The sequence below is a fragment of the Klebsiella quasipneumoniae subsp. quasipneumoniae genome, assembly GCF_020525925.1.
Classification (GTDB): Bacteria; Pseudomonadota; Gammaproteobacteria; order Enterobacterales; family Enterobacteriaceae; genus Klebsiella; species Klebsiella quasipneumoniae.
Genome location: NZ_CP084876.1, coordinates 856,861 through 881,881 on the forward strand (window position 1 = coordinate 856,861; position 25,021 = coordinate 881,881).

The window sequence follows — 25,021 nt, forward strand, 5'->3', positions numbered from 1 at the left end:
CTCCACTTTGGTTGCCGGATCGGCGTTTTGCGCTGCTGGCGCTGGAGTCGTAGCGTTTAGTGATATTTTCGCACTTATCCTGTTTCCGCAGGATGAGTGATTTTACGCAACCGGCTCGCGCTGACGACGACCGATACCGCAGAGGCCGCGGCGGCGCTCCACAGCGCAACATGAATTGCCCTTTCATCTGCTGCCAGCAGAACGCCTACAGCGGCGGCTCCCAGGCACTGCCCGAAAGTGCGCATAATGGATAAAACACCGGACGCATAACTCGCGTGCTCACGAATAACGTTTGAGAGCATTTCCCGGTTATTGGGACTCTGAAAGCAGCCAAACCCTATTCCGCACACCAGACTTCGCAGGCAGATATCCCACATTGAAGGGCTGGCGGGTAACGTCGCCAGCAGGATCAAACCGACGACAAATATCACCAGCCCCAGAGTGGATATCGCCGGGGCTGATATCGTGTCCGCCCAACGGCCTGCATGCGGCGCAATCACCACGATCCCTAATGGCCACGGCGTAAACAGCAGGGCAGACACTACCGGACTGTAGCCGTATTCGCTCTGAAACAGGAAGGGTAGCGCAATAAAGGTGATCCCCTGGCTGACAAAAGCAATCATCGACGTGAAGGCCGCGAGGGTAAAACGTTCATTTTTAAACATGGTCGGCGGCAGTAAGGGATGACCCGTGCGGCGGATTTGCCAGATAAAAGCCATGCCGCTCAGCGCAGCGAGAGCCATCCAGCAAAGGCTGCCGAATTGATAAGTGGCGTTCTGTAGGCTGTTCGCCGCCATGATCGTCGAACCCAACAGCAGCGCCGACAATATGGCGCCCACGGTGTCGAAGGGCGCCTGCATACGGATCGCATCCCGCGGCAGCGCTCTGACCGCCAGCAGTAAGGCGAGGGTGCCGGGAAGAACGTTTATCGCAAACAGCCATTGCCAGCTCAGGGTGTGAAGGATCGTACCACCCAATACCGGGCCGATAGCGGAGCTGGAGGCAATGAGCAGGGCATGGAACCCCAGAATGCGGCCAAGTAATCTTCCGGGAAATACGGACCTGAGTATTGCGGGGGCAATACTCAGCGTTGCCGCGCCGCCGATCCCCTGAAGCACGCGCATACCGATAAGCACTTCGGGCTTATTCGCCAGCGCGCAACCCAGTGATGTCAGGGTAAAGGTCGTCAGGCCCGCCAGAAATACGGGGCGATAACCCAGACGGGCCGCAAGCGCCGCGAATATCGCCAGCGTCATCGCAGCCGCCAGCAGATACCCGTTGGCGAACCAGACGGCAATACCGGCAGGTACCTGCATCTCCTGAGCCATTGAGGGCAGGGCAATGTTGATCATGGTGCCATCAAACACGCCCATTAAGGTGGTGGTCATTATTGCGGCCATCACCCGTGCGCGCGCCGGCCCAGGCAGTCCTTCGTCGCCGGGTTGGCTGGAAAAGAGCGTCATCATTTGTCCTCTGAGAAGAGTGTATGGATGACAAAACTATAAAGATGGCTTTTACTGGGCGGAAGGTGCACTATTTTCACTTTATTGTTGCATCAAACGCCTTATCTTAATGTGCTGGGAGAAAGGGTAATGTCTGATCCCGATTTTAATTTGCTGGTAGCTCTCGACATATTGCTGAGTGAAGCGAGTGTCGCAGGTGCGGCACGTCGTCTGAACCTCAGCACCTCGGCCATGAGCCGAACATTAAGCAGATTACGCGATGTCACAGGAGACCCGATTCTGGTGCGCGCCGGGCGTAACATGGTACTGACCCCGTGGGCCGAAGCGACCCGGGATCGCGCCAGGCGTGCAGTGCACGAGGCCAGGGCAGTATTGCAGCCCTCAACGGAAACGTTCTGCGCGCGAAGTCTGGCGCGTCTTTTTACCATCAGGGCAAACGATGGTTTTGTGGTGGCGTTTGGGCCTGCGCTCATCGCAGCGGTTGCCGACGCCGCGCCTGACGTCTGTATACGCTTCGCGCCTAAGCCGGAAAAAACCTCGCGCTATCTTCGGGAAGGGCTGGTTGATCTGGAGATTGGCGTTCAGAGTAATATGGGGCCAGAAATACGGCTGCAGCGACTGTTTGAGGATCGGTTTGTTGGCGTCGTGCGTAAAGGGCACCCGTTGGCTAAGCAGGCAGAAATAGGCGTGGGTGATTATGTCGCCTGGGGCCATGTGGTAGCGTCACCCGAGGGCGCGTTGCACGGATCCGTTGACGATACGCTGGCCGAACTGGGGACAAAACGTAAAATTGCGAGCGTCGTACCGGGATTTCCGACAGCACTGTCCGTGGCGCTGGAATCGGATCTTATCGCCATGATACCCGCACTCTATTTACTCAATCAGCAGGTAACGGACCAGGTACACGTTTTCGAGCTGCCGTTCAAAAGCCGTCGTATTACGGTATCGCAGATGTGGCACCCAAGGATGGAACGCGACCCCGGTCACCGCTGGCTGAGAAAGCAAATTCTTGCGATATGCGGTGGGGGGAGGTCAGTCATGGCCTGACCAATTAGACATGTCCGCGCTACCGTCTCACCACAGCGATCGCTGCTTTCAAAGGATGAGACTCATGACGGCATACGGAACGGAAATTTTCTCAATGAGCGATCTGAACAAACTCACGATCGAAGTCTCCATACTTCGATAGACCGTTTATGTCCTTTCCGCGAGATTTAATCGAAAGCCCTCGTGCTACCTTTAAGCTAACTATTAACGATAAATAAAGGACAGCTTCCCTGTCCTTTATTCTTTTTTATTCAGTTTTGCTCTCGCGCGCTCGCAATACCTCACCGACCACAGGAGCAGCGGTAAACGCATTTGGCCATCCCGCGTAGAACGCCGCCTGGGCAACCACTTCTCCGGCCTCTTCAGCCGAAAGCCCATTATCCATGGCCCTGTTTAGGTGGTAGCCAATCTGCGCGCTCTGTCCGGCGGCGATTAACGCGCTGACCGTCACCAGGCTTCTGTCGCGGGGCGTTAGCGCGGGCCGTTGCCAGAGGTCGAGAAACAGCGGGTCGGCGGTAAATTTAACCAGGCCAGGCGAAATGGGGCCGACATTTTTTTCGACGGTGTCTGCACGCTGTTTCTCTACCTCTTCATTGAGGGGCAGCAGCGTCGGCGAGGCGGCGGGCAGGGCCTCTGCCGTCACGCCCCTGGCTACAAAGATGGCTTTAGCGACGCTGACGGCTGACATCGCATTGGGCCAACCTGAGTAGAACGCCAGATGGGTAATGATCTCTGATACTTCGGCTGGCGTCACGCCGCAATCGAGCGCGACGGCAATATAGTGCTTCAGCTCGCCTGGCTGGTTGCGGGCAATCAGCATCGCCATGGTCGCGATGCTACGGTCGCGGGCGGACAGGGCGTCACGTTGCCAGAGGTCGTTGCTGATGGCCTCGCGGCCGAAGCGCGCCAGCGCCGGCGACACCGCTTGAATATCAGCGTCCGTAAGGGTAGAAGGGGTAATTTTCATCATAGCTTCATCTCTTTGTTCGTTGGCATAAGCAAAATCAGACAGCACAAGCGACAAGGCTGCCGCGGCAATCACGTTTTTTATATTTGCTCCTTTCCGATCCACAGGGCGGATCGTTAGAGCGTCCACACCTGAGGATGGTCTTTGGCTTGTGGCGTGTTTTGCGCCATCACGCCTGTGAGGAAGTGCGGCTGATAGGCTTCTTCCAGATAGCGGATTTCTTCCGGGCTCAGTTGAAGGGCTACAGTGTTGACCGCGCCGTCAACATGATGCTTTTGCATGGCGCCGACCACCGGGGCGGTGACTTTAGTCAGCAGCCAGGCCAGCGAAATTTCGGTCATGGAGACCTGATGCCGTTCGGCAAGTTCGGCGACGCGGGCAATAATGCTCCGATCCTGCTCTGCCGTGCGGTCGTATTTGCCCCGGGCATAATCATCTTCCATCGCTCGCCGCGTGTGGCCTTCTAAGCGGGCGAGACGGCCGCTGGCCAGCGCGCTATAGGGAGTCATAGCGATATTATCTTCAGCGCACAGCCCGAACAGCTCTCGTTCGTCTTCACGCATAATCAGGTTGTAGTGGCTCTGCACAGAAACAAAGGACGTCAGCCCTTCGCGTTCGGCAAGGGCGTTCGCCTTCGCCAGCTGCCAGGCATAACAATTGGAAATGCCAATCGCGCGCACCTTGCCGGCGGCGACAGCGGCATGCAGCGCCTCCAGCACGTCGATAACCGGGGTGTTGTAATCCCAGATGTGGTAAATGTAGAGGTCGATGTAGTCCATCCCGAGGTTTCGCAGACTCTGGTCAAGCGAGCGGGTGATCGCCTGTTTTCCGCTGATCCCCTCGGCAATCTGGGCAGCGGTTCGTGGCAGAAACTTGGTGGCCAGCACCACATCCTCGCGTTTTGCCATCTCCCGCAGCGCCCGGCCAACGTACCGTTCGCTGGAGCCGTTCTGATAGGCGATGGCGGTATCGTAAAAATTGATGCCCTGTTCCAGAGCGTAGCGAATGATGTCCCTGCTGGCTGTTTCGTCCAGCGTCCAGCGATGCTGGCCCGTTGACGGATCGCCAAACCCCATACATCCCATGCAGATGCGGGAGACCAGTAAGTCACTCTTCCCGAGCCGGGTATACTGCATCTTTATTTTCTCCCTTTGGGTTATTCCACCAGAGTTTTAAGCCGTGCGATCAGTCTGGCCGCGTGTTCCCGGACACGCGTTTTTTGCTGAGCGATTTTGTCGGCATCCCGGTCGGCGTAGCTAATGCCGCAGGTATAAACCGGCGCCAGCAGCTCAAGATTGCACAGCCTGGCCGTGGTCTCGAAGGGAAGGAGATACTCCTCAATGGCATGGCCAAAGAAACCGTCAGCGGTATAGAGCGTCTGTGGCGCTCCCGTGGTGAAGGAGAGGATCAGCTTTTTACCACCCAGTTTCGCCGTTGAGCCATGGGCGAAGCCGTGGACAAAGACCTCGTCCAGCCACTGTTTCATTAACCCGGGCAGCCCATACCAGCTAAAGGGAAACTGCCAGACAATCACATCCGCCTGCAGCAGGCTTTCCTGCTCTGCGGCGATTTTGAATTTGCCGTCCTGATAGAGCCAGTCCAGACGACGGATTTCCGCGTCAGGCAGGGCGGTCGCCAGCTCATCGAGGATGGTGGCGTTGGCGATGGAATGGTTAAGATCCGGATGCCCGGAAACGATAAGGATATGAGGCTTTCTCATCGTTACTCCTGAGGTTTAAATTCGGCAGAGAAGAGGTTTTCCCAGTTAATAAACGAGCCGAGTGGAATACACTCGAAGGTTAATAAACCCGCCTTCGCCAGCGGAAATTCGGCCATGACGTTATTCGCCTCTTCCACGGTGTCGCACTCGAGGAAAATAGCGACGCCGGGTCGGTCCTGACGGAAATAGATGTCGCGGATAAAGCCAGATTTATACAGCCCCCAGGCATGGAGGGCTTCCGCGGTAAGGTGCGGCGCATAGTGCTCCAGCGTTGCGCCGGGCGCGGGGATATCCAGACATAAAATTCGCATCGTTGTCTCCGGAAAGTCGTTATCAGCGGGAAGAGACAAAAGTATACGAGCCACAGGGAGTGAAGATTAGGCGGTCATTGACTTAAGAATATTTAGCCTGTACTTAATAATCAGGCGAGACTGTCGCAAGGAGATGCTATGAATAACGCCCTTTATAATCAAATACGCATCTTTCAGAGCATTGCGCGCGAAGGCAATATCTCGGCTGCGGCGAGGAAATTAGAAATCACGCCGCCGTCTGTCAGCAATGCCCTCAAGCTGCTGGAGGAGCATATAGGTCATCCGCTTTTTGTGCGTACCACCCGGCGAATCGAGCTGACGGAAACCGGCCAACAGCTGCTGGAGCAGACCGCTGCGGCGGTCGAGGTCCTGGAAACATCGCTGGAGAGCCTCCGCGACCAGAATCGGGAACCCTCCGGGGCGGTGAGAATTACGCTCTCGCGCTTTGCCTACCTGCTTATTCTTAAACCGGCGATGGCGGCTTTCTGTCAGCAATACCCGGGGATCCAGCTGGAAATATCGGTCTATGACGGTACCGTCAATATCATTGAAGAACGATTCGACCTTGGGATCCGCTTTGGCGATACTCTCGAAGGCGGGGTGGTCGCCCGCCCGTTAATGAAACCGTTTCGCGAAGGGTTATATGCCTCCTCAACCTATCTGGCCGAATATGGCGTGCCTGAGTCGCCCGCCGATCTCAGCCATCACCGGCTGATTGGCTATCGCTTTATTACCAACCACCGCATCCTGCCGCTGATCCTCAATGACCACGGCGAGCAACTCACCGTGGAGATGCCGGGGCAGTTAATTAGCAATGATATTGACGTCATGGCAGACGGTATCCGCCATGGACTGGGGATTGGACGCTTGTTTGAACCTATCTGGCGGCTACAGCCCGATCGTGAACAGTTTCTACCGGTGATGGAGGACTACTGGAAAACCTATCCGCCGGTTTATCTCTATTACCCGAAAAACGCGGGTAAAACGAAAAGGGTGAAAGCCCTGATTGATTTTCTGATAGCGCATACCGCGGCATAAAGGCTATTTTGCGTGCGAAATGTCTGAAGACACCGGCCCTGTCTTTCCCTCTGTCTTAACCCTATACTCCCTGTGGATAAAGCGGTTTTTTATCGCGGTGTAACGGCTTATCCCATCGTCAACGCGATGGGCGGGGAATTTCAATAAGGGAGAGGCAGCAATGGGCAGACGCTTAATGGTCTGTGTGTTCGCGCTGGTGGCGTTTTCAGCCACTGCAGCGCATGGCCATCACGGCCAGTCGGTAATATCGGGCGCCGACGGCGGCAACGGTTCGGACGGCGGCAGTAGCGATAACTCCTCGGGCAGGGCAGGGTGCCCGGGCGGCACCGATCCCGATAAGCACGGCCATTTTTACCTGCCCGGGACCCGCGAAGCCTGCAATCCTGGCCCTCAGGATGCAGAGAAAGTCGGGTCTTCCCGCTAGCGTTCAGCTCAGATCGTGCAGCGCTTTGTCCAGCGGCGGGGAAAGCTGAATATCCCGAAATGCAACCGCCAGTCCGCCGCGCTCCGGTGAGCAGCACATGACGCCGGCTTTTACCGGGCCTGGCGGAAAGTAGCCGAGACGCAGTAGCGGCCAGCGCTCGCCGTCGGTCGAATACTGCAGCCTTAACGCATCGCCCTTGCGGGTCAGCCGCAGCCAGAAAGTGCGCGGGTCGCCGGGGAAAAGCCCGGTGGCCCAGTCGGAGTGGGTTAACGTCAGCACGCTGCCGATGGCCGGGGCATCGTCATTAAACTCAATCCCCGCCTTCAGCCAGGTCTGCTCGTCCGCCATCATCATCAGCCCGGCCTGGTCGTAAAGCGTGGTGAAATCCGCACAGATTTTTGCCTGCAGGGTAAAATCGCCATCCACCTCAGCGGCATAAAGATGGCCGGAGAAGCGCTCGAAGCCATACCAGGTATGACGCCAGAAATCGGTATGCTTATCGGTGATCACCGTCAGGCCGTCGGTATCGCGGCGCCACTCGGCAGGTTCATTGATCCAGTGAAAGGACGGCTGCATGTTTCCTCCGGGACAGGCTTATAACAGCGTCTGCAGCGCGGGGGACGCCATGCTGGCCTCAAAGGGGATAATCTCCGTATGGGCGAGACCCAGCTGCTGGAAGGGATCCTGGCTCAGACGCGATTCCAGAATTTCCCGGCTGTCACATTTCGCCAGAATCACCCCGCCGGTGCGGGGAAGGCGGCGGCCAGAGGCGAGAAAGAGGCCGTCAGCATAGCATTTTTTGAGCCATTCGACGTGGGCGTGGATCGCGTTGTCAATCTCTTCGAGCGGTTTTATATACGTTAAAACAACCACATAAATCGTACTCATCCTGAAAACCCTGTCAATCCGATGGGATCTTCAGCCTGACACATTTCAATGATGGATAAAAGAAAGCGCGGCATTTTTGCGTGCTATTGAGCAGGAGGCACATGTCGCAACGGTATGGAGATTTATCGCGGCTGTGAACATACATATGTTTTTTCGAATGCATATTGATCTTTGTTCGTGGTCCCGTATGCTGTCCGTCACGCTTGAGGAGAAACCATGTCTTTATTGCCCCTGCAACTGTTCAAAAACCTCGCCGATGAAACCCGGCTGGGGATCGTGCTGTTGCTCAAGGCGCGGGGAGAGCTGTGCGTGTGCGATCTCTGTATGGCGCTCGCCCAGTCCCAGCCCAAGATCTCCCGCCATCTGGCAATGCTGCGGGAGAGCGGGCTGCTGCTGGATCGAAAACAGGGTAAGTGGGTCCATTATCGCCTCTCTCCGCAGATGCCGGCCTGGGCGGCGCAGGTGATTGAGCAGGCCTGGCTAAGTCAGCAGGACGAGGTGCGGCTAATGGTCAGCAGACTGACTGACGGGCCGGGTTGTCGGTAAAAAATTTATCTTAACATATATGATTTTTCGAATGTGATTGGTGAGGGAACGATGTTGCTGGCAGGTGCGATTTTTGTCCGGACCCTGGTACTGGTGATCTGGCAGCCGCGGGGTTTAGGGATCGGCTGGAGCGCGGGCTTTGGGCCGCGACGCTGGGCACCGGTATCCTGTCGGCCTTCCTCTCTTCGATCATGAATAATATGCCCAGCGTGCTGGTCGGCGCCTTGTCGATTGATGGCAGCGCGGCAACAGGGACGATCAAAGAGGCCATGATATATGCCAACGTCATCGGCTGCGATCTGGGGGCCAAAATCACGCCGATTGGTAGCCTGGCCACGCTGCTCTGGCTGCATGTGCTGACGCAGAAGCACATCACCATCGGTTGGGGGTATTATTTCCGCTGCGGCATCATCATGACCCTGCCGGTGCTGCCGGTGCTGCCGGTGCTGCCGGTGCTGCCGGTGCTGCCGGTGCTGCCGGTGCTGCCGGTGCTGCCGGTGCTGCCGGTGCTGCTGGTAACGCTGGCCGCGCTGGCGCTGCGTCTCTCCTTCAATCAGCCATGAGAACGTGCTATGAGCATCACCATTTACCATAACCCTGAATGCGGCACCTCGCGTAATACCCTGGCGCTGATCCGCAACAGCGGCGCTGAGCCCACCATTATCTATTATCTGGAGACGCCGCCGTCGCGTGATGAACTACGCCAGCTGATCGCCGCGATGGCGATCCCGGTGCGGGCGCTGCTGCGGCAAAACGTCGAACCCTACGATGCGCTGGGCCTGGCGGAAGAGCGGTTTACAGATGACCAGTTAATCGACTTTATGCTCCAGCATCCGATCCTGATCAACCGTCCGATCGTGGTGACGCCGCGGGGCACCCGGCTCTGCCGCCCGTCAGAGGTGGTGCTGGAGATCCTGACGGCGCCGCAAAAAGGCGCCTTCGTGAAGGAAGACGGTGAGCGCGTCATTGATCGGGCGGGGCAGCGTGTGAAATAGCGCGCAAAATGGCGCCGGCTGTAGCAGCCGGCAAGCCATGTGCATCCTGCCTCGCGGGAGGCTCTCCGGGTGTGAAACACCTGGATGGCTGAACAATATTCTCCCTTAGCGCTATTTCTGCCTCCTCAGCCCCGTTTCCCTTACTTTTCCTGTCGTTATATGCCCTGCCTGCACCGACGGTTTTTGTCCTTTGTTACTCAATCAACTTACTGTTTTTAATAAATAAAATTATGTATTCTTTACAATGGCATAATGTCAACGCCGTTTTCGCTTTTGCGAACATTAAATCTATAAAACTAGATGTTTGTCGACTTTTCATCTAAAAAGGGAAGGTAAGGGGCTGGACAAAACCACTGCATGGTTATCAAATGGTTAAAAATGCTCGTTCCTGATGTTAAGACAAACAAATTATAAATCGTCAGCCCGCTTTATACGGTTAACTTGCGCTGCGGTGCACCTTATCTGGAGAATTTATGCATTCCTCTGTTAATAAAAACGAAAGCCGAACCTTTTTCGGTCATCCTTATCCGCTGGGCTCCCTGTTCTTCACCGAAATGTGGGAGCGCTTCTCGTTTTACGGCATCCGCCCCTTACTGATCCTGTTTATGGCGGCGACGGTTTACGACGGCGGAATGGGGCTGGCGCGGGAGAACGCCTCGGCGATCGTCGGGATTTTTGCCGGCAGTATGTATCTGGCCGCGCTGCCGGGCGGCTGGCTGGCGGATAACTGGCTTGGCCAGCAGCGCGCCGTCTGGTACGGCTCGATTCTGATCGCCCTCGGGCACCTGTCGATCGCCCTGTCGGCATGGCTGGGCAACGACCTGTTCTTTATCGGCCTGATGTTTATCGTCCTCGGTTCCGGGTTGTTTAAAACCTGTATCTCGGTGATGGTCGGCACTCTGTATAAAAAAGGCGACGCGCGCCGCGACGGCGGTTTCTCGCTGTTCTACATGGGGATCAACATCGGCTCGTTTATCGCGCCATTGATCTCCGGCTGGCTGATTAAATCCCATGGCTGGCACTGGGGCTTCGGCATCGGGGGGATCGGGATGCTGGTGGCGCTGATCATTTTCCGTGTCTTTGCCGTGCCGTCGATGAAGCGCTATGACGCAGAGGTCGGCCTCGATTCCACCTGGAACAGCCCGGTGGCGAAAAAGAATGGCGTTGGGGCGTGGCTGCTGGCGCTGGCGTTGGGAGTGGCTGTGCTGGTCACGCTCATTAGCCTGGGCACGATCGTGATTAACCCGGTGGCGGTGGCCAGCGTGCTGGTCTATGTGATTGCCGCTTCCGTAGCGCTCTATTTCATCTGGCTGTTCGTCTTCGCCGGCCTGAACCGTAAAGAGCGGGCGCGCCTGCTGGTGTGCTTTATTTTGCTGGTCTCGGCGGCCTTTTTCTGGTCGGCATTTGAACAGAAACCGACCTCATTCAACCTGTTTGCTAACGACTATACCAACCGGATGATCGGCGATTTTGAGATCCCCGCGGTCTGGTTCCAGTCGATTAACGCCTTATTTATCATTCTCCTCGCCCCGGTATTCAGCTGGGCGTGGCCAGCGCTGGCGCGTAAAAACGTTCGTCCGGGCAGCATGACCAAATTCGTCATTGGCATCCTGTGCGCGGCGGCGGGCTTTGGCCTGATGATGCTGGCGGCGCAGAACGTCCTGAACAACGGCGGGGCAGGTGTGTCGCCGCTGTGGCTGGTGGGCAGCATCCTGATGCTGACGCTCGGCGAACTGTGCCTGAGCCCGATTGGCCTGGCGACCATGACCCTGCTGGCGCCGGAGAGAATGCGCGGCCAGATGATGGGGCTGTGGTTCTGCGCCAGTGCGCTGGGTAACCTGGCGGCGGGCCTGATTGGCGGTCACGTGAAGGCCGATCAGCTGTCGCTGCTGCCGGACCTCTTCGCCCGCTGCTCCATCGCGCTGCTGATCTGCGCCGCCGTGCTGGCCGTGCTGATTGTCCCGGTCCGCCGGATGCTGGAGAACAGTCAGTCCAGCGGCGAGCAAAAATCCGTCAGCAACGCCTGACGCGACCCCCAGGCCGGTCCCGCGGGACCGGCTTGTTTTTTGTCCAACCCCCGCCCCTGCAGTGCAAAATCCCCTTTTCTGAATGCGCGATGTCCCATAACGTGAGCGTGTTCTTTGAAATCACGTCGCTTTCCGGTCCATAGTGTAGTCAGGTTTACTATGTGGTTAATATAAGGACACACCTATGCCAGCAGTCATTGATAAAGCATTGGATTTCATTGGTGGTATGAATACGTCTGAGCCAGTACCACAGTCTATGGATGAAAGTACCGCGAAGGGAATTCTCAAATATTTGAAAGAGCTGGGCGTGCCAGCCAGCCCGGCCGACGTCGCTGAGCGCGGTCAGCAGCAAGGCTGGAGCGCCGGGTTTACCGACAAAGTGGCGGAGTGGGCTGAACGGGTCGCCGCCGGCGAACGGCTGGTGATTAAGCATCCGGAATTCTTTTCCACCTACATGCGGGAAGAGCTGCGCGCCCTGGTGTAATCGCCGCGCAGCAACCCCGCGTCTTCTGTTTAATGCCTTCCCCACCGGGGAAGGCATTCTGGCTGATGACAAACTTGTTTCATTATTGTGCCCGCATTTCTGCCGGGTGGCGGCTTTCGCCTTACCCGGCCTACGAAAGACCGCAATATCAAACCGTTATGCGGTTGGCCGTAGGCCCGCGCAAGCGCAGCGCCGCCGGGCAATCCCTGAAGACGGTTTAATGGCTTCCCCACCGGGGAAGGCATTCTGGCTGATGACAAACCTGTTTCATTATTGTGCCCGCATTTCTGCCGGGTGGCGGCTTTCGCCTTACCCGGCCTACGAAAGACGACAATATCAACCCGTTATGCGGTTGGCCGTAGGCCCGCGCAAGCGCAGCGCCGCCGGGCAATCCCTGAAGACGGTTTAATGCCTTCCCCACCGGGGAAGGCATTCTGGCTGATGACAAACCTGTTTCATTATTGTGCCCGCATTTCTGCCGGGTGGCGGCTTTCGCCTTACCCGGCCTACGAAAGACGGCAATATCAACCCGTTATGCGGTTGGCCGTAGGCCCGCGCAAGCGCAGCGCCGCCGGGCAATCCCTGAAGACGGTTTAATGGCTTCCCCACTGGGGAAGGCATTTTTGTTACTGGCCGCGGTAGCCGCCGCCCAGGGCTTTGATCAGGGTAATGTCGGTGCTCAACCGCTGGGCCTCAATATCCAGCAGCAACAGCTGCTGGGCAAGGACCGCCCGCCGGGCCTCTTCGGCGGCGTAGCGGCTGAGCAGGCCGCGCTGATAATGGGCGCGAGCGCTGTCGGTGGTGGTCTGCGCCGCGGTGACCTTCAGCTGCTGCAGCGCGCGCTGCTGATTCAGGTCGTTAAGCTGGCTGGAGCTGATGGCGACATCGCGAACCGCGTCCAGCACCGCCTGGTTGTACTGTTTGATCAGAATATTGCTGGCGGTGCGCACCGACTGCAGATTGGCGTTCAGACGACCGCCGTCGAAGATCGGCAGATAGAGCCCAGGCAGCAGGTTGATCTGCTGGAAAGAGGACTTAAACAGATCCCCGACGCTCAGGGCGTTATAACCCCAGAACGCTTTGATATCAAAATGGGGATAAAACGCCGCTTTCGCCGCATCGACCTGGCTCAGGGAGGCGGTCACATACCCGCGCAGCGCCTGCAGGTCCGGGCGGCGGGCCAGCAGCTCGAAAGAGAGCGACGGCGGCAGCGTCTCCTGGAGCGCAGGCAGCGCCACCGGATGGATCGCCGGCATGCTTTGCGCATCGGCGCCGATCAGCGCCCGCAGGGTTTCACGATACTGGGTCAGCGTCCCCTCGGCGCTGATGATCTGCTGGCGGGCGGCGAGCTGCTCGGCCTGGGCGTTGGCCACATCCACGCTGTCTTCCACGCCGCGTTGGGTCCGATGCTCGTGGGCCGCCACTGAGAACTGGGCAATGCCTTCCAGGTCCTGCAGCAGCGCGATTTTCTGGAACGTCGCCTGCATGGCGAAATAGAGCTGCGCCACGCTGCTGGCGATGTCGAGCTCAATGCCGGCGGTCTCCGCCAGCCGGGCGTTTTTCTCGCCAATGGCGGCGGCAACCCGGGCGCGATCGGCTCCCCAGAGATCGATATTCAGCTGCGCCCCGACGCCAACGGTGTTCAGCGTATACCAGGGACCGTTCTTATCCACCGGCAGGGAGTAGGAGTAGGGCCAGCTAAAGGATTTGTCGGTGATCCGCAGGCGGTTTTGCGCCGCGACGGCGGTGGCCTGCAGGCCCATCGCCGACTGGGCGAGTTCCACCGTGGACTGCGACTGAGAGATGCGCAGCCGGGCGGCCTGCATGGTCGGCGAGTTCTGCAGCGCCCGGTTGATCAGCATATTGAGCTGAGGATCCTCATAGGCCTCCCACCAGCGGGCTGCCGGCCAGTCGCTATTCGCCAGGTGGATCACCTGCGCCAGCTGGGCCTGCTGCGGATTGACGATGGCGACCTGGGCTGGCTCGTCCTGGATCAGCGCGCAGCCGCTGAGCAGCGTCAGCGTCAGGGTAAGGAGAGTGCCGCGCAGCCGCGCGGAGAAAGGAAGGATCATCATGACGTTTTAGCCTGTTGCTCAGTCGCTATCGGTGTCGGGCCCCAGTCGGGCAGGGCGGCCAGCGCGGCGGCCAGCGCCGGGCCAAAGGGGTTAGTCAGGTCGGCGGCCAGCTGCTCGGCAGGCGCTGTCGCCTCCTGTTCGATACGTTCGGCGTAGCGCCGCAGCTGTTCGGCGCAGCGGGTCAGGGTCGGGTCTCCCGGCGCGGCGTTGAGCCGGTACCCTTCGCTGAGGCGGGCGATCTCCTCGGCCCGGGCGAGGGTGGCGCGCACCGGCCAGTCTTTCGCCTGGGGCCAGGGGTGGGCATACGTACCCAGCGGTTCGGCGCGAACCCGATGGATCAGCGCTTCGCTGTCGGTGAAGGCGACAAACAGAGGGGCCAGCGGCACCGCATCGTGCGGGGCGGCGAGGCAGTCCGCCAGCCGGCGATAGAGTCCGGCGAGGCGCGATTTCAGCTGCGGCGCTTCGCTGTCCGGCCAGAGATACAAATGGACAATGGAGGAGACCAGCACTCCAAGCAGGATGCCCAGCACCCGGTCCCGCAGCTCGGTGAGGTTTGTCAGCGGACCAAACCAGCTGAGGAAGGCCAGCGCAAAGGTGAAACCAATCTGGATCCCGGCGTAGGCGATACGCTCCGAGCCGGCGGCAATCCAGGCCGCCAGCGCCAGCACCGGCAGGGACATCGCCAGCAGCCCCGACAGCGAGTCGGTCCAGGGCTGGACAAAGACGATTAACAGCAGCGCCAGCAGAGTGGCGAGCAGCGCGCCGCCGATGCGCAGCCACGTCTTCTGCATCGTGGCGCCCAGCCCGGGCTGGGCGACGATCACGCAGCTCAGCATAATGGTGTGCAGCCCCTGCCAGTCGGCAGCGGTATAGAAGACATAGCAGATTAGCGTCGCCAGCAGGGTCTTGAGCGCAAAATGGAGATACGCCGGGTTGCGCCAGGCGTCCGGCGCCAGCAGAGGCGGTTTTTCCACCTCGCCCTGCGGCAGGGCCACCGGCTCACCCTGGGCCAGCTGCTGCAGAAGGGCAGCCATCTCCTGCAGAACGGCGCGATTGGCGCCGCGGCCGCTGAGCGCCAGGGGGGGAATGGCGCCGTCAAACGGCCCCTCGCTAAGGGCGCTCTTCAGCTGCAGTACCGCCTGCGACAGCAGCAGGCGATCGTCGCTATCGGCCTCGTCCGCTTGCAGCAGCGCCGCCAGCTGGTAGCAGCGCAGGGTGGCGGCCAGCCGCGAGCGCCAGGCCTGCGGATCGGCGGCGATCTCCGGCGTCGCCCGGCAGGCCTGGGCGAACAGCGACTGCAGCTGGTTGAACTGCGCGGCGGTCTCGCCGAAGGTCGGTGGCGTTTCTCCGCCCGGGGTCGCCAGCCGGCTGGCGACCGACTGCAGCATCTCCGCCAGACGCGCCTTAAACTGGTTGCCGGGAAAGGCCTGCTGAAAACAGGCGTTGACCAGCAGGGTGACAAGGATCGCGGTGTTAATCGCCACCCACAGCCAGAGCAGCAGCCGCACCAGGATCTCGCTCTGGCTGGTCATCGACGGGAAGGTTTGGGCGTAAATCACCGCCAGCGCCACCACGAAAAAGGCCAGTCCCAGCTTGCCCAGCACCCGCATCAGATAGATGGCGCAGAAAAAGAGCGCCACGGAGGCCGCCAGGCGGATCAGCGGGTAGTCATAGGTCCACTTGATGATCAGCAGCACGCCGCCGAGCGCCACGCTGACGGTGACAAAAAAGACCACGCTGACTAACTTAATCATCAACACGTTAGGCTGGCTGACGTAGAACACGACGATCAGCGCGACGGCCAGGAAGGGGATCTGCAGGGTCATGAACAGGGTGATGAGCACCGCACAGCTCAGCGTCAGGCGCAGCGTGTAGCTGGCGCGTCCCGGCGCGTCGCGCAGTTCCTGGCGTAAAAAATGGGCGAGAGGAAACATCGCGTCGCCCGGCTACGGCTGCAGCACGGCGCTGGCCGAGGCGCCCATGCGGAACAGAGCCGGATCGGGATCGCTGACGGCGATTTTCACCGGGAAGCGCTGCGAGACGTGGACCCAGTTAATGCTTTTCTGGATCAGCGGCAGGCCTTCGATGACGCTCCCGCCTTCGGGCAGGACCCCGGAGCCGACCGAATCGACCACCCCGTTAAAGGTCCGGTTGTGGTTGGTCATCACGGTGATCCGCGCCGCCACGCCAGGGCGCACGTTGTTCAGATCGGTCTCGCGGAAGTTCGCGATCACATACCAGCGGTCGTCATCCAGCAGGGTGAAGACCGGCTTCAGCGCCGAGGCGTACTGGCCGACGGTGGTTTTCAGCGCCACTACCACGCCGTTGAACGGCGCGCGCACTTCGGTAAATTCCAGATGCAGTTCGGCGAGGGCGATTTGCGCCAGGATCCCGGCGCGTTGCGCCACCATGGCATCCACGCCGGTCACGGCCGCCGAGGCCTGTCTGGCCTGCAGCAGCGTGGCTTCCAGCTCCGCCCGCGCCGCTTTCTCGGCGGTGCGCGCCTGATCGAGATCTTCCTGCGAGGCAAACCCCTGCGGCACCAGCGGTTCAAGGCGGATGCGCGTGGAGGTGGTCTGCTTGACCAGCGCTCTGGCGCGCTCGACGGCGGCCGCTACCGACTGGGCGTTATACTCCTGCGCTTTGATGGTGCGCTGGGTCAGCATAATCTGCGCGTCGAGGGTCGTCAGCCGGGCTTTCGCGTCATCGAGCATCGCCTGATAGGGACGGGGGTCGATGCGGAACAGCAGATCGCCTTTTTTCACCCGCTGGTTATCGCGGATGGGCATCTCCACGATGCGTCCGCTGACCTCGGGCACCACAGCGATGGTATCGGCATAGACATAAGCGTCATTGGTCTCCGGCGACGTTTGCAACTGCCAGATAACCAGGATCAGCGCCAGGATGGCGGCGAGGACCAGCGCCAGCAGAGGCCATTTCTTGCGTAACAGGGGAGTGCGGGAAGTAGTCATAAGCGATCAGTGAACAAAAAACAGAAACCACAGCAGCGTGGCGAACAGGAACATCAGCGCGACATAGCTGAAGACCAGGGGAGAAAAGCGCGGCTGCCAGCCGTTACGGGTAATCAGGATATGGCAGGGGATGAGTAAAAACGCGCCGCCCAACAAGCAGAAAAACCAGCCGGGGAACGCGGCGCCCAATACCGGGATCGCTGGTGAGAGTGAGCAGCCGGTGAGCGGCAAGACGAGCAGTAGCCGCGCCGGGCGGGCTATGGTGGCAATATGATTCAATGGAACATCCCTGAGTGCTCTTACCAGTGTGTCATGAGTGTAATCGCCTCGTTGCGGGAATGAAAGTCAACCGTACGTTGACTGCGGGATCCGTGCGCGCCGGAAGAGCGGTAGGATGCGCCAAATCCCTCTCCTGACGCCCATTACCGACTTGCGCATAGTCAGCCGTCACGGGGAGGACTATGCTTAGCCTGAAAGTCATAAAACAAGACCGAGGCAATGTCATGGATAAGGAATTACTGGAAGCCGGCTACCGGGCCTACACCGGGGAGAAAATCGACGTCTACTTTAATACGGCGATCTGTCAGCATTCCGGGAACTGCGTGCGCGGCAGCGCGAAGCTGTTCAATCTCAAGCGTAAGCCGTGGATCATCCCGGATGAAGTGGATGTCGCGACGGTGGTGAAGGTGATCGATACCTGCCCGAGCGGCGCCCTGCAATATCGTCATAAATAAGCGAGGAGAAGATGGAAATACTGGAAGGGCACAACAAATTTTATGTTAACGACGCGCAGGGTAACCAGGTCGCGGAGATTGTTTTTGTTCCCACCGGCGAACACCTCAGCATTATCGAACATACCGATGTCGATCCCAGCCTGAAAGGCCAGGGCGTGGGGAAACAGCTGGTGGCGAAGGTGGTGGAAAAAATGCGCCAGGAGCAGCGGAAGATTATTCCACTCTGCCCGTTTGCCAAACATGAATTCGATAACACCCGCGAATACGACGATATTCGCGCCTGACGTACCGGCACCGGTGTAAACCGGTGCGCTTTTCACTCGCCAGCGCATCCGCGCCATTAGTCACTCATCGCTTACCCCCATGCCTGTTCAAACGCCGACCGTGAGTTTGCTGATGAACGAGGCGGCTGCCTGTGCGGAAAGCGAGGGGCCATATGCGGGTGATATTTCACCCGCTTTTTACCCCCGCCAGCCGCTTCGCCGCGTTCAGCATCCGCTGGTTCAACCCCCGGGCGGCCAGCGAGCAGGAAGAGAGGATGTCATCGGTCATCATTGATAGACAAAGGTAATGCCGATGATCGACTGCACATTACCGGCGGTGACCTGGCCTGTGGTCCGGGCGTAGGTCGCCGTCAGGCCGAGATTGACCGGCGAGGTTCCGACGGTGCCCAGCGAGACCGTGCTGTTCGCCGGCACGGCGCTGCCGTTGCGGGTAAGCTGGACGCCTATCCCCTGCGCCGGCGAGGCGGAGGCGGTGTTCGTGAAGATCGCGTGGGCGCTGTCCGCGGTGGCGCCGGAGAGGTAATACCCCAGCTGCTGGCTCTGCGCGCAGTGCACGGTGAGCGGCACGGCCATGGAGCCCGGGTAGTCGGGGAGGGTGACGGTGACATCGCGGGCAGAGACATCGCAGCCGCCGGTGGGGACCACCACGTCGTTATTGGCGTAGATGTTCCAGATGAACTGGAAGGAGTCGCTATTGTAGTTGTTGGTCTGATGCAGGATCAGCACCGCGATTAACGATCCTGCGGCGATCGCCACCCCGCCGGCGGTGCTGACCGGCGTCAGATACAGGACGGCGGGCCAGGGCTTATCGGTCCGTGAATCGTAAATCACCCGCGCCGTTTCCGTGGTGGTCGGGAAGGGGTAAGAGGTGCCGTTATATTTCACGGTGCCAGAGAAACTCGACAGCACGCCGCCATAGGCGGATCCGCGCTGCAGGGTCACGTAGTCAGTGATCGTTTCCGGATAGTCGTTATGGCAAAAAATCTGCGTGGAGAGGTCGACCACCAGGTTTTGCCCGACGTTGACCGCCGGGGTCAGGTTAACGTAGACGTTGGCTGAACCGCCGCCGATGGGGATCGTCGCGCCGGTGGCCGTTTTGCAGGCGAAGGACCAGGCGTTTATCGACCAGCCCAGCAGCAACAGGGTGGTGAACAGAGGGATAATTTTTTTCATCATGATGCTCTCCTGGCTCAGGCGTAGGTATAGGTGACGTTAATCACCGCCTGAATGGTGCCTTGCGTGGCGCCGCCGTTGACCGACAGGGCCCTGACCTGCAGCGGGAAGCGGGCGGACTGGCTGGCCTCATCCACCTGTACCGACTGGCTGCTGCCGTTGTTCAGCGTGGCGCCGTCCTCGCTCTGCAGTTCGAGCTGAATATTGCCTGCCGTCCCCTGGTTTTTGTAATAGCCGGTGCTGTCCGCGGTCCCGCTGAAGGTGGCCTTCACCCGTGAGGTACCGACGGGGCAGTTGCTGAGATCCAGCGCCACGCTGTGCCAGGCCGATGCCGAGCCCGCGCCGATCAGGCTGAAGGTGTAAAGATCGCCCAGCTCGACGGTGGCATTGACGGTGGAGACCGTGCAGGGTCTGGCCACCACCTTCCCGTTGACGGTGAGGGTGACATCGGCCGCCCGCAGGGAAGGGCTCGCGGTTAACAGGCCGGCCAGCAGCCAGCCCACGTGGGTCCATTTCATTGCAGCCTCCGCTTACTGAAATTCCAGGGTGAATGTCGCTGTCGCATTGACATGCCCGGCGGTGACGGGCACCTGGGTGGCCATCAGACGGGCGTAAAAGTTCAGGATGTTGGTCTGGCCCGGCGTCAGCGTGGTCCAGGCGATGGCTGACGACGGGGCATTGACGGGCAGTCGGGACTGCTGCTGGTCGAGAATCTCCACCCCCATTCCCGCCGCCGCCGAGGCGCCGGCGTCGAGTTTTAACAGGCTGGTATTGACGCTGTCCGCCACGCCGGTGAAGCCGACCTTCACCGCGGTGACGGAAGTGCCGCAGGGCGACAGCACGATACGGAACGGCACCGGCGGGGTCGTCGCCCCGACGGCGTAAAACTGCTTCGCGGCGTTGTCCTGCAAATCGACGGTGAACTCCTTCGACTCTCCGGCCACCGCGCAGGCGTTGTCGCGCACATAGCCGCTGATGGCGATCGTGCTGTCGGCAGCGAAGGCCAGCGGCGCGGCCAGCGTGAGCAGGGCGCCCAGCAGATACTGCGGTGTTCTCATCATCATCTCCTTAGCGACACGCGACGGACAGCTGGCTGAGCGCTTGCTGCCGGCTCTCCGGCGGCAGACGATAATCGGCCACGCACTGGGCGTCGGGGCCATCGCCCCATTTCACCCGCACCTTACCCGCCAGCGGCATCCCGCTGAGGTAGACCTGACCGTTATCCGCGACGATGCTGCCGCTCTGGTTGCTGTCGCTGGTGGCGAGGGCGCCAAACGGCACCGGTTTGCCGCGATGGGTGAGCGTCATCAGGATCTTCATCCCCACCTGGGCGTTAAAGCTGGCGCGGACGATCGCCCCATGGGTAGGCACCACGCTGACCACCGCATCATCAAGGTCGACATTGTCCGCCAGGGTATTGGTGTCCAGCGCGACCCGGTTTTCGCGATACTCGGTGGCATACGGCAGGACGGCATATCCGCGCCAGTCGGTGCGTACCCCGGTCTGGTTTTCGACCTTCACGCCGCCGGCGCCGGGGGCTTTCACCAGCACCACGGTATCGTTCAGCGGCTGGCTCAAGGTGATGCCGTTGGCGTGCGCCAGCACGCCGCCGCTGACCCCGTAGTAAAGCTGTTTAAAGCCATCGCTGCGGCTGTAGCCGACGTTGGCGTTGCCGTAGCCGCCGCGGTAGTTGAGCGCGGTATAGCCGGTGCTCCCGTTGTCGCCGTTGCCGCCGCCGGCATAGCCGGTTTGCACGCTATAGCTGAGGTTGTTGTCATCCAGCAGGGTGCCGTACAGGCCTGCCAGATTGGTCATGCGGCCATTGAGATCGTGCGACAGGCTGTAGCTGGCGCTGGCGTGCCGCCAGACCGAACGGCTATCGGAGCGCAGCCAGTGGCTGAAGGGGATATTGACGTTAACCGCCAGCATCTGATCGCGTCCCTGCTGCCAGGCGTTTTTCGTCAGGCTGTAGCTTAGCGACCAGTTGATATCGTCTACGGCGGCGTTGAGGCCGGCCTGCAGTTGCTCATCGGCATCGTCGGTGCCCCAGTAAGTCTGGTGGCTGCCGCTCAGATAGAGGGTGGCGGTGCGCCCCAGCTGTTGGGTCACGCTCAGCTGCACCTTGCCGCGTTTGCTGTAAGCCAGATTGTAGTAGTCGGTAAATTTGGGTTTCACCTGGATAACCCCGTCCTGAGTTTCCACGCTGTAGCCGCTCATCCGGCGGTAGGTGGTATCGGCAAAGTTATAGTAGCCGCGGGTGGAGTAGCGGTAGCCCACCAGCTGCAGGTTGGTGCCGGTCTCATCCAGTGACTTGTTATAGAGAAAGCGCACCGACTGTCCCTGATGCTCGCTGTCGTCAGGCAGGGTGGCGTTGGCCTGGGTGATATCCAGCGACCAGGCGCCGAAATAGCCCATGTTTTTCCCCACCCCGAGGTTAAAGGCGCGATAGCGGTCCGCCAGCTGGGCGCCGCCGTACAGGGTCCAGCCGGCCGGCAGGCCATGCATGGCCGTGCTCTGGAAAAAATCGGGCGTTTCCTGCTGGCTGTTGCCGCTGCGGTACTCCCCGGCGGAGAGGGCGAAGCGGGTATGGCCTTCGCGCTGCAGCACCGGCACCGTTGACCAGGGCACGCTGAAGACCTGGCGGGTGCCATCCGCTTCTTTAATGGTGACCTGCAGATCGCCGCCGTTGCCCGCGGCGTAGAGATCGTCGATGGTAAACGGCCCCGGCGGCACCGTGCTCTGGTAGATTTCGTAGCCGTTTTGTTTGACTGACACCTGCGCGGTGCCGCGGGCGATCCCGTGGATCACCGGCGCGAAGCCTTTCTGGCTGTCCGGCAGCATATTGTCATCGGAGGCCAGCTGCGCGCCGCGGAAGTTGATCCCGTCGAAGACATCGCCGTTGGTGTAGCTATCCCCGAGGGTAAGCCGCGACCGCAGGGGAATGATGTCCCGCTCAAGCCAGCTGTTGACGTGCTGCCAGCGGTTCTCATTGGATGAGGCGCTGCCGCCGCTGCTGTAACTCCAGGTGCTGTTATCGCGCAGGCGCCAGGCGCCGAGGTTCAGCCCGCTCTGCAGATTCAGATAGGCGTAACGGCTGTTCCCCCCGGTGGCGTTATGAACGTTATTGCCGGTGAAGTTATAGTTAATCAGCCCGGCGGTGATGCCGTTATCCCATAGCTCCGGCGGAATATAGCCGCGGGCGTGGCTGCCCATAAACGCCTGGGGTACGGTGAGATACAGGCGCTGCTGGCCGACATCGAAGCGGGTGGTGGCTTCGCTGATGAGCGTCGTTAGCGGCACGCAGGCCTTACTGTCCAGGGCCGCCATGCCCGTCACCCGTCCGGTATCCACCCCCATGCTCGCCAGCTGGCCGCGGGTCAGGCAGGGCGACAGGCCATGGCCCTGCGCGTCAGCCTGGAAAGTAACGTCCCGGGTAGTCATATAGCCGTTATTGAGGTAAATATCGACGCGATAGGTGCCCGGCGGGACCTCCTGGCCTTTTTCAAATCCCGACAGGTCTGCCACCGCCGCCGGATCGTCAGCTAAAAAGCGGGGGTTAAAATAGAGGTCCGCCTGCGCGGCAAACGGCTGCGAGCAGAGCCACAGCGTCAACGCCGGCGTAATCAGGCGCCGGGCGCTTGGGCGACCCCCATGGTCCAGTCCATATTTTCGATGTGACATAATCCCTCCGGTCCGACGTTGCCCGGCAGTCAGTGCTTCTGGTCATGCGCAGCGTGGCCCGCGCGGCGGGGCACACCAGAGTTAACGCAGTACGCCATTCATTTTCGGCGTCAGCGCGCCGTAATCGTTAATGGTGCGATAGGTGATGGTGCTGCCGGCATCCGCGGGCAGCTTGACGCTGGTTTTGCCCATCGGCGGCACCAGGGCGTTTTCCAGAATGCGTGTTCCGGCGTTGAGTTCGGTCACCGTCAGGTAATAGGGGGTGGGATTAGTCAGCGTTAGCGACGATCCGTTGCGGCTAAAGGTCAGCTTGTCCGGCGCCTGATCCGGGGGCAGGGCCAGTTTTGCCGGTCGGTAGTAGAGCTTGATGCGGCTGATAATCGCCAGCTGGAGGGTGTTGTCGCTGAGCTTCGATTTATCCATTGAAGGAATGGCCTTCACGTTCATCCAGAACAGGCTTTCCCGATCCTGCGGCAGCTGGTTATTGGTCGCGTCGATAATGCGCAGGGTGTTCTCTTTTTTGCCCTGCATGGCAAACAGGGGGGGAGTGATAACAAACCGGCCGTCTCGCTGCCCATCGGCATTTTCCACCCATGACTGAATAAGCCAGGTGCTGTTGTCGTCGTTATTGGTGACCGCCAGCTGGACCTGTTTCTGACCCGCCGGGTAGATGACCCGGGTCGCGCCCAGCGCGACGCCCGCGTGCGCGCTGGCGCTCAACGCGCCGGCGGCGAAAAGCGCACATCCCGTCAGTATGCCGCGTATCGTCGTTGCCGTTTTTCTCACATTATCTCCTTGTCTGCTCACGGTGTTGTCCTGCTGGTCTGCGGGTTGATTACTGATAGGTTAATGAGAACCAGGCCTGGGCGTTGGCCGCCCCGCCGGTGACCTGGCGTCCGGTCGCCCGATATTTGGCGACGAAATTTAGCGTCGTCGGTCCGCGGTAGAGCGGCACCCAGCGATCCGGCGGACGGTTGAGGGGCAATTGCTGGCCCTGACTGTCGAACAGCGCAATGCCGATCCCGCTGGCGATCCCCGGGCCTTCGCCCACCGAAAGCACATCGGGGTTTTTGCCGTCAGCCACGCCGTGAAATGCCACCCCGACATGCTGGCTGACCGCCGTACTGCAATCCTGTAAATGAATCGCGAAAGGGATCGGGTTGCTGTCTTCGCCCACGTCGTGAAATCGGTTACTGCTGATCTGTCCCAGATTGACCGTCATCTGCCGATCGCCGGCTTCAACGCGGCAGGAACTGGCCATGATCAGGCCCTGAAAGCGCATGCTCCCTCCCGGCAGCGTGACGTTCCACTGATTACCGGCCAGCGCCAGCGGAGGCAGCAGCAGTAGCAGACCCGATTTCATTCCCTGCATCGTTTCACCCCGGTTGCAAAATTAAGCGCGGGCCCTCCTGGCCCGGATGGCTTCCTTGCCTGATGGTTGCCTTACTCGTACTGCACTTTGAAGGTGGCGTCCGCGTTCGCGATACCGGCGGTCGCGGCGCCAGTGGCGTAGTAACGCGCCTGGAACGGAATGATGTTGGTGCCGTCATTCAGGGTGGTGGCTGCGCTGAAGGTGGCGCCGTCCAGCGCCAGCGGCGTGCCGGTGTTGTCGAGGATCTGTACGCCGACGTTGGTCGCGCTGCCGGCGGCAGAGTTTTGCAGCGCCAGAACGGTGGTATTGCTGCTGTCGATAGCCGTACCGGCGAAGGCGACGGACGCTTTGGTTGCTACCGTGGTGTCGCAATCATCCAGCTGAATGTTGAAACCGACGGACGAACTGGTGCTCCCCGCCGTGGCCAGCTTCGCGGAACGCACCTGGCCCAACTGAACGGTTTGATCGATAGAGCCGGCATCCACCGCACAGGCCGCGTTAACGACTTCCCCTTTAAAATGGACGGTCCCGCCGTTAACCGTGGTGGTATCGGCCAGGGCCGCCGCGGAGCTCAGAGACAGGGCTGACACAACAATCATTGCCAGTGTTTTGATTTTCATACTGTTTTCCTTTGAACGATGTCGAAATAACGAACCGGATTGGCAGCCGTTGTGCCTTCCAGGCATTTCAGATTTCAGCCGAGTGGTCCGGCTGCCGGCTCTGCACAGTTTTCGCCCAACCGATGAGACAATTGGGGCCATTTTGACTCGTTGAGATAAACGATCTGATTTCCGTTTAATTACGCCTGTTTTATGGTGTT

The 25,021-nt window shown here is 59.9% G+C and carries 28 protein-coding genes and 1 pseudogene; 11 read left to right on the forward strand and 18 right to left on the reverse strand.

Features of this window, described 5'->3' with window-relative positions:
• Nucleotides 1–74: 74 nt before the first annotated feature.
• Nucleotides 75–1,463: an MFS transporter gene (locus LGM20_RS04300; protein ID WP_044524670.1), complete on the reverse strand. Its 1,389-nt coding sequence runs from the start codon at nt 1,461–1,463 to the stop codon at nt 75–77.
• Between the two features lie 129 nt (nt 1,464–1,592).
• Between LGM20_RS04300 and LGM20_RS04305 the strand changes: the two genes are divergently transcribed.
• Nucleotides 1,593–2,510, forward strand: a complete 918-nt coding sequence (locus LGM20_RS04305; RefSeq protein WP_044524669.1) for a LysR family transcriptional regulator — start codon at nt 1,593–1,595, stop codon at nt 2,508–2,510.
• A 247-nt stretch (nt 2,511–2,757) separates the two neighbouring features.
• Here the strand turns inward: LGM20_RS04305 and LGM20_RS04310 are convergent, their stop codons facing one another.
• The 4 genes from LGM20_RS04310 to LGM20_RS04325 are packed head-to-tail and all read right to left on the reverse strand — an operon-like array spanning nt 2,758 to nt 5,508.
• Nucleotides 2,758–3,561 (reverse strand): carboxymuconolactone decarboxylase family protein, encoded by an 804-nt coding sequence (locus LGM20_RS04310; RefSeq protein WP_044524853.1) that lies wholly within the window; start codon nt 3,559–3,561, stop codon nt 2,758–2,760.
• A gap of 32 nt (nt 3,562–3,593) precedes the next feature.
• On the reverse strand, nt 3,594–4,613 hold the full coding sequence (locus tag LGM20_RS04315; protein ID WP_044524667.1) for an aldo/keto reductase: 1,020 nt from the start codon (nt 4,611–4,613) through the stop codon (nt 3,594–3,596).
• 20 nt (nt 4,614–4,633) lie between these two features.
• Nucleotides 4,634–5,197 carry an NAD(P)H-dependent oxidoreductase gene (locus tag LGM20_RS04320; protein ID WP_044524665.1) on the reverse strand — a complete coding sequence of 188 codons (564 nt, stop codon included), beginning with the start codon at nt 5,195–5,197 and terminating at the stop codon, nt 4,634–4,636.
• Between the two features lie 2 nt (nt 5,198–5,199).
• Nucleotides 5,200–5,508, reverse strand: a complete 309-nt coding sequence (locus tag LGM20_RS04325; RefSeq protein WP_004205336.1) for a hypothetical protein — start codon at nt 5,506–5,508, stop codon at nt 5,200–5,202.
• Nucleotides 5,509–5,646: 138 nt separating this feature from the next.
• On the opposite strand from LGM20_RS04325, the gene LGM20_RS04330 reads away from it, so the two are divergent.
• The gene (locus LGM20_RS04330; protein WP_044524664.1) at nt 5,647–6,546 is read left to right on the forward strand and encodes a LysR family transcriptional regulator; all 900 of its coding nucleotides are present in this window, start codon (nt 5,647–5,649) and stop codon (nt 6,544–6,546) included.
• Between the two features lie 160 nt (nt 6,547–6,706).
• Nucleotides 6,707–6,970: a hypothetical protein gene (locus LGM20_RS04335; protein ID WP_044524663.1), complete on the forward strand. Its 264-nt coding sequence runs from the start codon at nt 6,707–6,709 to the stop codon at nt 6,968–6,970.
• A gap of 3 nt (nt 6,971–6,973) precedes the next feature.
• Here LGM20_RS04335 and LGM20_RS04340 read toward each other — a convergent pair whose 3' ends face one another.
• Together LGM20_RS04340 and LGM20_RS04345 are read right to left on the reverse strand one after the other, a co-directional pair.
• Nucleotides 6,974–7,546: a DUF1349 domain-containing protein gene (locus LGM20_RS04340; RefSeq protein ID WP_044524661.1), complete on the reverse strand. Its 573-nt coding sequence runs from the start codon at nt 7,544–7,546 to the stop codon at nt 6,974–6,976.
• A gap of 18 nt (nt 7,547–7,564) precedes the next feature.
• Complete coding sequence (locus tag LGM20_RS04345; RefSeq protein WP_044524660.1) at nt 7,565–7,858, reverse strand: YciI family protein; 294 nt, start codon at nt 7,856–7,858, stop codon at nt 7,565–7,567.
• A gap of 216 nt (nt 7,859–8,074) precedes the next feature.
• On the opposite strand from LGM20_RS04345, the gene LGM20_RS04350 reads away from it, so the two are divergent.
• The 6 genes and pseudogenes from LGM20_RS04350 (at nt 8,075) to LGM20_RS04375 (ending at nt 11,910) form a co-directional block, all read left to right on the forward strand.
• Nucleotides 8,075–8,404 carry a metalloregulator ArsR/SmtB family transcription factor gene (locus LGM20_RS04350; protein WP_044524659.1) on the forward strand — a complete coding sequence of 110 codons (330 nt, stop codon included), beginning with the start codon at nt 8,075–8,077 and terminating at the stop codon, nt 8,402–8,404.
• 51 nt (nt 8,405–8,455) lie between these two features.
• The gene (locus tag LGM20_RS26600; RefSeq protein WP_115660593.1) at nt 8,456–8,599 is read left to right on the forward strand and encodes an ArsB/NhaD family transporter; all 144 of its coding nucleotides are present in this window, start codon (nt 8,456–8,458) and stop codon (nt 8,597–8,599) included.
• Nucleotides 8,533–8,967 (forward strand): annotated as a pseudogene (locus LGM20_RS04360) (ArsB/NhaD family transporter); the annotation flags it as partial. The gene LGM20_RS26600 and the pseudogene LGM20_RS04360, both read left to right, overlap by 67 nt.
• 9 nt (nt 8,968–8,976) lie before the next feature.
• Nucleotides 8,977–9,399: a glutaredoxin-dependent arsenate reductase gene (arsC, locus tag LGM20_RS04365; RefSeq protein WP_044524656.1), complete on the forward strand. Its 423-nt coding sequence runs from the start codon at nt 8,977–8,979 to the stop codon at nt 9,397–9,399.
• A gap of 473 nt (nt 9,400–9,872) precedes the next feature.
• Nucleotides 9,873–11,426, forward strand: a complete 1,554-nt coding sequence (locus LGM20_RS04370) for a peptide MFS transporter (protein WP_044524655.1) — start codon at nt 9,873–9,875, stop codon at nt 11,424–11,426.
• A gap of 184 nt (nt 11,427–11,610) precedes the next feature.
• Nucleotides 11,611–11,910 carry a DUF1889 family protein gene (locus LGM20_RS04375; protein ID WP_004205347.1) on the forward strand — a complete coding sequence of 100 codons (300 nt, stop codon included), beginning with the start codon at nt 11,611–11,613 and terminating at the stop codon, nt 11,908–11,910.
• A gap of 626 nt (nt 11,911–12,536) precedes the next feature.
• On the opposite strand, the gene LGM20_RS04380 is transcribed toward LGM20_RS04375, so the two are convergent.
• Genes LGM20_RS04380 through LGM20_RS04395 form a run of 4 tightly spaced genes read right to left on the reverse strand, consistent with a single transcriptional unit; the run spans nt 12,537 to nt 17,236 of the window.
• Nucleotides 12,537–13,985, reverse strand: a complete 1,449-nt coding sequence (locus tag LGM20_RS04380; protein ID WP_044524654.1) for an MdtP family multidrug efflux transporter outer membrane subunit — start codon at nt 13,983–13,985, stop codon at nt 12,537–12,539.
• Nucleotides 13,982–15,919: a multidrug efflux transporter permease subunit MdtO gene (mdtO, locus tag LGM20_RS04385; RefSeq protein ID WP_044524652.1), complete on the reverse strand. Its 1,938-nt coding sequence runs from the start codon at nt 15,917–15,919 to the stop codon at nt 13,982–13,984. The genes LGM20_RS04380 and mdtO overlap by 4 nt, the downstream gene beginning before the upstream one ends.
• A 12-nt stretch (nt 15,920–15,931) precedes the next feature.
• Nucleotides 15,932–16,957, reverse strand: coding sequence for a multidrug transporter subunit MdtN (mdtN, locus tag LGM20_RS04390; RefSeq protein WP_044524651.1), 1,026 nt, complete (start codon nt 16,955–16,957; stop codon nt 15,932–15,934).
• A 6-nt stretch (nt 16,958–16,963) separates the two neighbouring features.
• A complete protein-coding gene (locus tag LGM20_RS04395) occupies nt 16,964–17,236 on the reverse strand; it encodes a YtcA family lipoprotein (RefSeq protein ID WP_032454006.1) in 273 nt (90 codons plus the stop codon).
• 224 nt (nt 17,237–17,460) lie between these two features.
• Between LGM20_RS04395 and yjdI the strand changes: the two genes are divergently transcribed.
• Entirely contained in the window at nt 17,461–17,691 is a 231-nt protein-coding gene (yjdI, locus tag LGM20_RS04400) for a 4Fe-4S mono-cluster protein YjdI (protein WP_004205354.1), read from the forward strand.
• Nucleotides 17,692–17,702: 11 nt separating this feature from the next.
• Nucleotides 17,703–17,975: a GNAT family N-acetyltransferase gene (locus LGM20_RS04405; RefSeq protein ID WP_002916201.1), complete on the forward strand. Its 273-nt coding sequence runs from the start codon at nt 17,703–17,705 to the stop codon at nt 17,973–17,975.
• A 267-nt stretch (nt 17,976–18,242) separates the two neighbouring features.
• Here LGM20_RS04405 and LGM20_RS04410 read toward each other — a convergent pair whose 3' ends face one another.
• The 7 genes from LGM20_RS04410 to fimA all read right to left on the reverse strand — a co-directional run bounded on the left by LGM20_RS04410 (nt 18,243) and on the right by fimA (nt 24,821).
• Nucleotides 18,243–19,148, reverse strand: a complete 906-nt coding sequence (locus tag LGM20_RS04410; RefSeq protein ID WP_032429212.1) for a fimbrial protein — start codon at nt 19,146–19,148, stop codon at nt 18,243–18,245.
• 17 nt (nt 19,149–19,165) lie between these two features.
• A complete protein-coding gene (gene fimG / locus LGM20_RS04415) occupies nt 19,166–19,651 on the reverse strand; it encodes a type 1 fimbrial minor subunit FimG (RefSeq protein ID WP_072199039.1) in 486 nt (161 codons plus the stop codon).
• 27 nt (nt 19,652–19,678) lie between these two features.
• A complete protein-coding gene (gene fimF, locus LGM20_RS04420; RefSeq protein WP_023290941.1) occupies nt 19,679–20,206 on the reverse strand; it encodes a type 1 fimbrial adaptor subunit FimF in 528 nt (175 codons plus the stop codon).
• A gap of 10 nt (nt 20,207–20,216) precedes the next feature.
• On the reverse strand, nt 20,217–22,829 hold the full coding sequence (locus tag LGM20_RS04425; RefSeq protein WP_044524649.1) for a fimbrial biogenesis usher protein: 2,613 nt from the start codon (nt 22,827–22,829) through the stop codon (nt 20,217–20,219).
• An 81-nt stretch (nt 22,830–22,910) separates the two neighbouring features.
• Entirely contained in the window at nt 22,911–23,594 is a 684-nt protein-coding gene (locus LGM20_RS04430; protein WP_369821209.1) for a fimbria/pilus periplasmic chaperone, read from the reverse strand.
• Between the two features lie 70 nt (nt 23,595–23,664).
• Nucleotides 23,665–24,201: a type 1 fimbrial minor subunit FimI gene (gene fimI / locus LGM20_RS04435; protein WP_012967260.1), complete on the reverse strand. Its 537-nt coding sequence runs from the start codon at nt 24,199–24,201 to the stop codon at nt 23,665–23,667.
• Nucleotides 24,202–24,272: 71 nt separating this feature from the next.
• Complete coding sequence (fimA, locus tag LGM20_RS04440; RefSeq protein ID WP_004205364.1) at nt 24,273–24,821, reverse strand: type 1 fimbrial major subunit FimA; 549 nt, start codon at nt 24,819–24,821, stop codon at nt 24,273–24,275.
• Between the last annotated feature and the right edge of the window lie 200 nt (nt 24,822–25,021).